The organism is Intrasporangium sp., assembly GCF_030452765.1.
Lineage (GTDB): Bacteria > Actinomycetota > Actinomycetes > Actinomycetales > Dermatophilaceae > Intrasporangium_A.
The window spans coordinates 1-9074 of the sequence record NZ_JAKDLO010000174.1 but is presented as its reverse complement, the minus strand read 5'-3'; the positions used below and the strand labels follow the sequence as shown (position 1 = coordinate 9074).

The 9074-nt window shown below is 67.9% G+C and carries 8 protein-coding genes and 2 pseudogenes; 3 read left to right on the top strand and 7 right to left on the bottom strand.

The annotated features are described in order from the left end of the window. The 6 genes and pseudogenes from L0H79_RS17895 to L0H79_RS17870 all read right to left on the bottom strand — a co-directional run. Positions 1-539 (bottom strand): annotated as a pseudogene (locus L0H79_RS17895) (hypothetical protein); the annotation flags it as partial. A gap of 2 nt (positions 540-541) precedes the next feature. Continuing rightward, positions 542-2221, bottom strand: coding sequence for a histidine ammonia-lyase (gene hutH / locus L0H79_RS17890; protein WP_301486004.1), 1680 nt, complete (start codon positions 2219-2221; stop codon positions 542-544). A gap of 78 nt (positions 2222-2299) precedes the next feature. Further along, positions 2300-3079: an IclR family transcriptional regulator gene (locus L0H79_RS17885; RefSeq protein WP_301486003.1), complete on the bottom strand. Its 780-nt coding sequence runs from the start codon at positions 3077-3079 to the stop codon at positions 2300-2302. A 108-nt stretch (positions 3080-3187) separates the two neighbouring features. After that, entirely contained in the window at positions 3188-3976 is a 789-nt protein-coding gene (locus L0H79_RS17880; RefSeq protein ID WP_301486002.1) for an amino acid ABC transporter ATP-binding protein, read from the bottom strand. 3 nt (positions 3977-3979) lie between these two features. After that, a complete protein-coding gene (locus tag L0H79_RS17875; RefSeq protein ID WP_301486001.1) occupies positions 3980-4939 on the bottom strand; it encodes an amino acid ABC transporter permease in 960 nt (319 codons plus the stop codon). Positions 4940-4972: 33 nt separating this feature from the next. Continuing rightward, a complete protein-coding gene (locus tag L0H79_RS17870; RefSeq protein WP_301486000.1) occupies positions 4973-5902 on the bottom strand; it encodes an ABC transporter substrate-binding protein in 930 nt (309 codons plus the stop codon). A 197-nt stretch (positions 5903-6099) separates the two neighbouring features. On the opposite strand from L0H79_RS17870, the gene L0H79_RS17865 reads away from it, so the two are divergent. From L0H79_RS17865 to L0H79_RS17855, 3 genes and pseudogenes are all read left to right on the top strand, one after another. Further along, the gene (locus tag L0H79_RS17865) at positions 6100-7176 is read left to right on the top strand and encodes a histidinol-phosphate transaminase (protein WP_301485999.1); all 1077 of its coding nucleotides are present in this window, start codon (positions 6100-6102) and stop codon (positions 7174-7176) included. After that, entirely contained in the window at positions 7173-8390 is a 1218-nt protein-coding gene (locus L0H79_RS17860) for an alpha-hydroxy acid oxidase (protein ID WP_301485998.1), read from the top strand. Before L0H79_RS17865 ends, L0H79_RS17860 begins: the two co-directional genes overlap by 4 nt. 138 nt (positions 8391-8528) lie before the next feature. After that, a pseudogene (locus tag L0H79_RS17855) lies at positions 8529-8624 on the top strand (3-hydroxyacyl-CoA dehydrogenase NAD-binding domain-containing protein); the annotation flags it as partial. A 55-nt stretch (positions 8625-8679) separates the two neighbouring features. On the opposite strand, the gene L0H79_RS17850 reads toward L0H79_RS17855, so the two are convergent. Beyond that, positions 8680-9074, bottom strand: a 395-nt coding sequence (locus tag L0H79_RS17850) for a hypothetical protein (RefSeq protein WP_301485997.1), incomplete at its 5' end; no start/stop codon positions are given.

Below are 9074 nucleotides of genomic sequence, written 5' to 3'. Positions count from 1 at the left end.
CCGGCCCACGACCCGTCGAGGTGGACGTTGGCGACCGAGCGGAGCGTCTCGAAGGTGCCCTGGATGACACCCTGGGTGCCGATGTACTCCCACGGGGCCGCTGTGTACTGGGCGAAGATCGTCAGGTTCTTGTCCTGCAGGTCGTAGAACTGCTGCCAGGAGGGACGGACGAAGTTCGTCGTCGCCATGACGACGCGTGGGGCCAGCTCGTGGGTCTGGAAGACGGCCACCGGCATGCCGGACTGGACCACGAGGGTCTCGTCGTCGGCGAGGTTCTTCAGCGAGTCGACGATGGCGTGGTAGGACTCCCAGTTGCGGGCCGCCTTGCCGATGCCGCCGTAGACGACGAGCTCGTCGGGGTGCTCGGCGACCTCCATGTTGTTCTCGAGCATCCGCAGGATGGTCTCCTGCTTCCAGCCCTTGCAACGCAACGTGTCCCCGCGCTGTGCGGTGATGTTGCGCACGACAGGCTTGGGCTCGAACGTGGCGTCGCTGACGGGCATGTGCTCCGTCCTGCGGTCGGGCGCGGCAGTGGTCATGATCAGGATTCCTTCTCTTCGGTGGGGAGGTGGGGGGCTACGGTGTCGAGCACGGCACCGGAGGCGACGAGCTCGGCGGCTGCACGGATGCGGGGGTACATGACGACGTCTCGGGTCAGGAAGGTGATCCCCTGGCCGTCGCTCGTCGGGGTGGAGCGCACCAGGTCGAGGACCGCCCGGGTGGCCGGGGCCAGGGCGTTGCGGTCCCTGCCCGCCGCCGCGAGCCGCAGCTCGAGGGCCTGGGCGGCCACGACGAGCTCGATCCCGACGACGTGCTGGATGTTCGCGACGACCTGTCGGGCGTGCCGACCCGCGTTGTTGCCCATCGAGACGTGGTCCTCCTGGTTGGAGGAGGTCGGGATGGAGTCGACGCTGTCGGGGTGGGCCAGCGTCTTGCAGTCGGAGACGAGCGCGGCGGCCAGGTACTGCGGCAGCATGTAGCCGCAGTCCATCCCGACGTCGACGCTGTCGACGAGCATCTCCGGCAGACCCTTGTTGAGAGTGCTGTCGTCGAGCCGGAAGATCCGCCGCTCGGCGATGTTGCCGATCTCCGAGACGACGATCGAGGTGAAGTCGGACGCGAAGGCGAGGTACTCGGCGTGGAAGTTGCCGCCGGAGACGGCCTTGAGTCGACGGGTCGCGGGGAGCTCGGTGAAGATGAGCGGGTTGTCGGTCGCGGCGCTGACCTCCCGCTCGACGATGCCGCGCACGAAGTCGAGGGTGTCCCGGACCGGGCCGAGCACCTGGGGGACACAGCGCAGCGAGTAGGCGTCCTGCGGGGGCTGACGAACCGGGTCGACCGACTCGCTGCCGTCGATGAACTCGCTGCCCGCGAGCAGGTCGCGCAGGTGCGCGGCCGTCGCGATCTGGCCGGTCTGTCCCCTGGCGTCGTGGATCTGCGGAAGGAACGCGTCGGCGAAACCGGTCAGGGCCTCGATGGACATGGCCGCGGCGACCTCGGCGGTACGGACCAGCGTGTCGGCGTCATGCACGGACAGGGCCGCCATGGCCGTCGAGAACGACGTGCCGTTGATCAGGCCCAGACCCTCCTTGGGTCCGAGGACGATGCGTTCGAGGCCGGCTGAGCGCATGGCCGACAGTCCCGAGACGACCTGCCCGCCGACGAGGGCCTGACCGCTCTCCTCCTCCCGGTCCTCGCCCTCCGCGCGGGTGAGCACAATGGCCAGGTGCGCGAGTGGGATGAGGTCACCGCTCGCGCCGAGGCTGCCGAACTCCGGCACGGCAGGCAGGACGCCGGCGTTGAGCATGTCGACGATCCCCTCGACGAGGACCGGCCGGACGCCGGAGAAGCCACGGGTGAGGCTGGCGACCCGGATGAGCATCGCTGCCCGGACGACATCCTCCTCGAGGAGCCGGCCGACGCCGGAGGCGTTCGACACGATGAGCCGCCGGGACAGCTCGCTCGCCTGCTCAGGTCGGGCAAAGGCGGCCTTGCCGGCGAGCGATCCGAAGCCGGTGTTGATGCTGTAGATCGGGTCGGCCATCGCCGCGCCCTCACCGCCGTCGAGGCGGCCCCCGACGGCATCCTGGACCCACTGCAGCGACGGCGCCATCGTGGCCGCGACGCCGGGGTCGAGCTCGACACGGGCTCCGTGGCGGGCGACGGCGACGAGGTCGTCGAGCGTCAGGGCGGTGGCCCCGACGACAACGGTGTCAACCATTTCGGTCCTTTCGGCATCGTTGGGATGCGGTCTGCCTGCACTTTCGTCGACATTCTCAAACATCGCAACTGCGTTCTCTCACTGTGTGAGAATGGCCCGCGGACGGTGGTCGAGAACTTCCGACAGTTTCTGAGCACTCGCCCGAAGCGCGCTGCGGGTGTTCGTGACCCAGGTGCGGGAGCAACGACTCCTGGGTCCGGCCACCGTGATCGAGCAGGCGATCTCACCGCCCGCGAAGACGGGCACCGCGACGGCGACAGCCCCTTCGGACAGCTCACCATGAGAGATGAGGAACCCGCTCCGCCGGGTCTGCTCGATCTCCTGGATGATACGCGCGCGGTCCAGTGTGGCCGTGGTGATGTGTCGCAACGGCTGGCCGAGCACCCTCTCCACGACCGTCGTCGGCGCATGTGCAAGCAGCATTCGCTGGCCCGCGCCTGCGTAGAGCGGTAGGAGCTGGTTGATCTTGAACGCCATACGGATCGGGTGGTCGGACTCGACCTGTCGAAGGCACATCGCTTGGGTTCCGACGCGAACCGTGAGAACGGCCGTCTCCCCGGTGACCTCGCTGAGCTCGCGAAGGAACGCGTGTCCGAGCTCGACGAGGCGGGTGTGGGTCAGATGCTGGCCCGAAAGCTCGAGCAGACGCCACCCGAGCACATACGACCCGTCACGCTCCTCGACGAACTGTATCTCCCGTAGCGTGCGAAGGTAGCGATAGACAGTCGACAGGGGCAAAGCACTGTCCCTGGCGATCTCCTCGGCGCGAGCCTCGCCCGACTCTGCGACGGTGACCAGCACGCGCAGCCCGCGCTGGAAGGCACCGGCCCCTGCACCCCGCTCGGTTCGAACTGCCATGGTTGACAACTTCCTGGGCGAATGGGCGACGGCGGTGTACCTCACATGACAACACTAGCGTTCTCACTGGTTGAGAATCATTCTTGTTGTGCGAACGGACCGGGCCCGTCAGGCGAGCACCTTGGCGAGGAAGCCCTGCGTCCGTTTGTGCTGCGGGTTGTCGAGGACCTCTGCAGGGGTGCCCTGTTCGATGATGACACCACCATCCATGAAGACGACCCGGTCGGCGACCTCACGAGCGAAACCGATCTCATGGGTGACGACCATCATCGTCATCCCGCTGGCCGCCAGGTCACGCATCACGTCGAGCACGTCCGAGACGAGCTCCGGGTCGAGCGCACTGGTCGGCTCGTCGAAGAGCATGAGCCGTGGCCGCATGGCCAGGGCCCGGGCGATCGCGACCCGCTGCTGCTGCCCGCCCGAGAGCTGGCGTGGATAGGCACCTTGCTTGTCAGCCAGGCCGACCTTGGTGAGCAGCCCGACGGCGCGTTCCCGGACCTCGGCCTTCGGCTCCCTGCGCACTCCGACCGGCGCCTCCATGACGTTCTGCAGGGCCGTCATGTGCGGGAAGAGGTTGAAGTGCTGGAAGACCATCCCGATGTCGAGCCGCTGAGCGCTGACCTCGCTCTCGTGCATCTCGCGCAACCCGCCGCGTTGGCGGGCGTAGCCGATGAGCTCGCCCGCCACGCGGATGCGGCCGGCGTCGATCCGCTCGAGGTGGTTGATGCACCGCAGGAAGGTGCTCTTGCCCGAACCGGACTGCCCGAGCAGGCACATCACCTCACCCTTGCGCAGGGTCAGGTCGATGCCCTTGAGCACCTCGACCCGCCCGAACGACTTGTGCACGTTCGTGGCCTGGACCATAGGTCCGAGGTAGGTGTCGGTCTGCGCCACCATGGGTCACTCCTTGACTTCGGTCGTCGTGATGCCCCGCTGACCCCAGCCGAAGAACTTCTTGACCTTCTGGAAGGGCGTGAGTGGCAGGTTGCGGGTGGCTCCCCGGGCGAACCGACGCTCGATGTAGTACTGCCCGACCGACAGCAGGGACACGACGATGAGGTACCAGATGCAGGCGACTAGCAGCAGCGGGATCGTCTGGAAGGTCCTCGAGTAGATCGTCTGCGAGGCGAAGAGCAGCTCGGGTACGGCGATGACACTGACCAACGAGGTCATCTTGAGCATGTTGATCGTGTCGTTGCCCAGCGGGGGGATGATGACGCGCATAGCCTGGGGCAGGACGACCCTGCGCATCGTGCGCAGCCGCGACATGCCGAGCGCCTGGGCCGCCTCGGTCTGGCCCTGGTCGACCGAAAGGATCCCGGCCCGGACGATCTCGGCCATATAGGCGGACTCGTTGAGGCTGAGCCCGAGCACGGCCGCCGCGTACCCGGTGATCAGCACGTTGACCTCGAGCTGGACGAACTCAGGTCCGAACGGGATGCCGAGCGACAGGTCCGGGTACAGCGCTGCGAGGTTGTACCAGACGAGCAGCTGGACCAGCAGCGGTGTGCCTCGGAAGAACCAGATGAACAGCCACGACGCCCCGGACAGGATCGGGTTGGGCGACAGTCGCAGCACGGCGAGCACGATCCCGAGGAGCACGGCGATGAGCATCGTGATGACCGTGAGGTCGATGGTGCGACGCACACCGAGGATGATCGACTCGCTGGTGAAGTACTGCGCCACGACGTCCCACTCGAAACGAGGGTTCGTCAACAGCGTGTTCACGAGCATCGCCGCGAGAACCGCGACGACCGCCAGCCCGAGCCATCGGCCCGGGTGCCGCGCCGGACGCACTGGCAGGTCGAGGGTGTCCTCGTCCGCCAGACCGCCCGGTGCCTGCACCGGAACGCTACGCATTGGCCTGACTCCTGGTCCGTCGCGGGCCGAAGGTCATGATGTGGCGCCGTCGTTGATGGTGATCTGCTTGATGGCGCCGACCTCTTGGCCCCACTTGGCAAGCACCTTCTCGTAGGTTCCGTCGGCGATGAGCGCCTCGAGACCGGCCTTGACCGCCTGCTGGAGCTGCGTCGAGCCCTTCGGGAAGACGATGCCGTAGGGCTTGGGCGCGTACGACTCCCCAGGTACCTCGAACTGGCTAGCGTTCTGTTGTGCTATGTAGGCCGCGGCAGAGGTGTCGAGCATGGCGATATCGGCCCTGCCGTTCTGCAAGGCGAGGACGATCTTGCTCGTGCCCGGGTAGATGTCAGCCTTGACGGGCGCCTTTCCCGTGGCGACGCAGTCCTTGCTCGCCTTCTCGGCGTCCTCGACGTTGGTGGTGCCCTTGTCGATCGCGACCGTGAGCCCGCAGACGTCCCCGAGCGTCTGGACGTTGTGCGGGTTGCCCTTCTTGACCAGGAAGCCACCACCGGAGACGAAGTAGTCGACGAAGTCGACCTGCTTGCGCCGCTCCGCGTTGTCGGTCATGGCCGACATGGCCATGTCGAAGCGCTTGGCTGCCAGGGCCGGGATGATCGAGTCGAAGCCCATGTTGGTGAACTCGAGCTTGACCCCGAGCTTGACACCCAGCGCATCGGCGAGGTTCTTGTCCAGACCGATGATCGTCGTGTTGTCCGTGTCGTAGTACTCGAAGGGCGGGTATTCGACGTTGCTCGCGACCTTGATAGTGCCCTTGGCCTTAATGTCGGCAGGGAGCTTGTCCGACAGGCCGGCGTCGGCGTCCTGGACACTCGGGGACCCCGCCTTTGGGGCAGAGTCCTGGGGCTTGTCCGAGCCCGTGCCGGCGCAGGCCGCCGTGAGAGCGGCGGCGAGCATGATGCCCGCGGTCGACAGGACTGACGCGGAACGACGCTTCGGTGACATGAGACCTCCTCGGTCACAACGATGTGACCCCTGGCCGGACCGACGTGCGGACCCGGCTGCCACCGACCACCGGTGGGTTCGTGAACCGTAGGAACTACCGGCGAGCGGCGCAACGAGCGATTCTCACTGAATGAGAGTCCAGGTGGACCTCGGGTGGCGACCGCGGCGACCGTAGGTCATACCGACAAGGAGGCCCGATGACGCACCAGCACCTACAATTACTGCGCAACGACCTCGGCCTGCTCCCGAGGTATGTCGCCGGACGTCCTCCTCGTGCCAGCGCGGGATGGAAGCTGTCGTCGAACGAGATCGCAGTCCCACCGTGCGACGACGTCATGCTGGCGGCGCGCGGCGCCCTCGCGAGCGCGAACCGCTACCCGGACATCACGGCAACGACGCTGGTCCAGCGGCTGGCGAGCCATCTCACCGTCGATGCGGAGCACATTGTCGTGGGCGGCGGGTCCATCGCCGTCCTGCAGGAACTGCTACAGACCGTCACCGACCCAGGCGACAGGGTCGTGTTCGCCTGGCGATCCTACGAGGCCTACCCGATCGTGACGCGGGTGTCCCGGGCCACCCCCGTCGAGGTCCCACTCCTTGCGGACCACCGGCACGACCTTGCTGCCATGGCCGAGGCGGTGCGTCGTCACGGGGCCCGCGTGGTCATCGTGTGCAACCCGAACAACCCGACCGGAACGGCCGTGACGCGACCTGAGCTCGAGAGCTTCCTCGAGGCCGTCCCGACGAGGTGCCTCGTCATCCTCGACGAGGCCTATCGTGAGTTCGTCACCGACGATGCTGTGCCAGATGGACTGGAGCTCGCTCGCGACCGACCGAATGTCGTTGTCCTGCGCACCTTCTCGAAGGCGCATGGCCTCGCTGGGTTGCGTGTCGGGTATGCCGTCGCCCCGTCATGGCTCGCCGATGGCGTCCGCGCCGTGTCCCTCCCGTTCACCGTCAGCTCGGTCGCGCAGGCCGCCGCGGTGGCGGCACTCGAGGCCTGGCCGAAGCAGCGTGAGATCGTCGGCGAGATCGTTTGTCGCCGAGACGAGTTCGTCGCAGTGCTTCACGCGCGTGGCGTCGAGGCCACACCCAGCCAGGCCAACTTCGTCTGGTTGCCCTGGTCCCCCGTCGTCGTCGCGCTGGTCGAGGCATGCTCCGACCTGGGGATCAGTGTGCGCCGGTTCGGCAAGGAGGGTGTGCGCATCACGATCGGGGAGCCCGAGGCACTGGCTGCCATCAGCACCGCCCTGCCGCTGGGTGCGGCACGATGAAGCCCGCCGAGGTGCTGTCTCTCGTCCGGCCCCGGCCGCCACAGCTGCCGACGACGGCGACCGCCCTCGCTCACTGCATCACCATCGAGGACGTGCGTGCTCTCGCCGCGAGGCGCTGGCCTCGCGAGGTCCGCGACTACGTCGAAGGCGGCGCGGAGGGTGAGGCGACGCTGGGGCGCAACACAGCGGCATACGGCGAATACGACCTCGTCCCGAAGACCCTGCGAGACGTCACCCACGTCGACACCAGCGCCACCCTGCTCGGCTGCGCGGCAGCGCTGCCGGTCGCGCTCGCACCGACGGGATACACGCGGATGATGCACGGCGACGGGGAGTCGGCCGTTGCGCGCGCGGCGGCCGATGCAGGCTTGCCCTACACCCTCTCGACCATGGCGACGACGCGCATCGAGGACGTGGCGGCCGCGAGTCCGGGCGACCTGTGGTTTCAGCTCTACGTCTGGAAGGACCGCGGACTGGTGCGTGAACTCGTGCGGCGCGCCGAGGAGAGCGGCTACCGCTCACTCATGGTGACCGTCGACACCCCGGTGTCCGGCCTGCGCGCCCGGGACACACGCAATGGCTTCACTGTGCCACCGCAGCTGACGTTCCGGTCTCTGGCGGGTATGGCGCGCCACCCGGCGTGGTGCGCCCGCCTGCTCGGTGGACCGCCCATCACCTTCGCTAACATCGACGGAGCACGTGGCGAGACACCTTCCAGCGTCATGGAACTCGGGCTCAAGCAGTTCGACAGCTCAGTCACGTGGGACGACCTCGCGACGATCCGGCAATGGTGGCCCGGGACGCTCACGGTCAAAGGTGTACTCAGCGAAGCGGACGTCCGACGCGCCGTCGACGTGGGGGCCGACGGCGCCGTGCTGTCGAACCACGGTGGCCGCCAGCTCGACCGTGCGGTCGCGCCGATCGACGTGCTTCAGCCGGTTCGAGAAGCCGTCGGCGACCGGGTCGAGGTCTATGTGGACTCCGGGATCCGGCACGGCAGCGATGCCGCACTGGCGATCGCCCTCGGTGCCGACGGCGTGCTCCTCGGCCGCCCGTACCTCTACGGTCTCGGCGCGGGTGGGCAGGCCGGAGTGACAAGGGTGCTCGAGATCCTGGGGGACGAGCTACGTCGCACGATGCAGCTGCTCGGGGTCACCTCCGTCCCACAGTTGCGCCGGGAGGGGCGGTCTGTGGTGCGCCGCCGGGACAGCTGAGCGCTGGCGACTGGTGCCTTGTTGCCCCGCACGCGGTGGCTGGTCTCTCGCGCGCGGGCGTTGCCGAGGCGTGCGTCGGGTCGAAGCCGTCGAGCTCTTGGCCTGGCGCGGAGAGCTTCGCGATGAGTCCACTTCGTCAACCCGGCGCTGGTCGTGCAGTGCGTCGAGATCGTCCGCGGGCCGGACACGTCCGATGCCACCGTCCAGAGCGCCCTCGACCTGGTCAACACGCTGGGCAAGACCCCGGGTGGTGCTGGTCAGCAGCCGACCGCCCTGGGGCAGCTCCGACTCAGACGCCGAGGTCCTCGGCGAACGCGAGGAAGTCTGGATGGCCGGGCAGCGCTGCGAGGCACTTACGGACCAGGACCATGGCCCCGTCGCGGTCGCCGCGGTACTCGGCGAGCCGCGCCTGCAGGAAGGTCTGCTCGGGTCCCGCCAGTGCCGGGTGCTCGAAGATGCGGTCGAGACGGTCCTCGTGGTTCGAACCGACCAGCCGGTCGAGGAGCAGACCGTGCCACGCGGCCAGGGCATCCGCACGGTCCCGCGCCCTTCGGCCAGGACGCGATCCATGGGTCGCGGCAGTCCGGGCGGCCTCGTCGAGCGCCAGCAGGTAGGCATCCGCGAACTGTCCCCACGCATCCGGCACGGGCAGCAGGTCCGCGAGGACCTGTGCGAGCGGTCTCT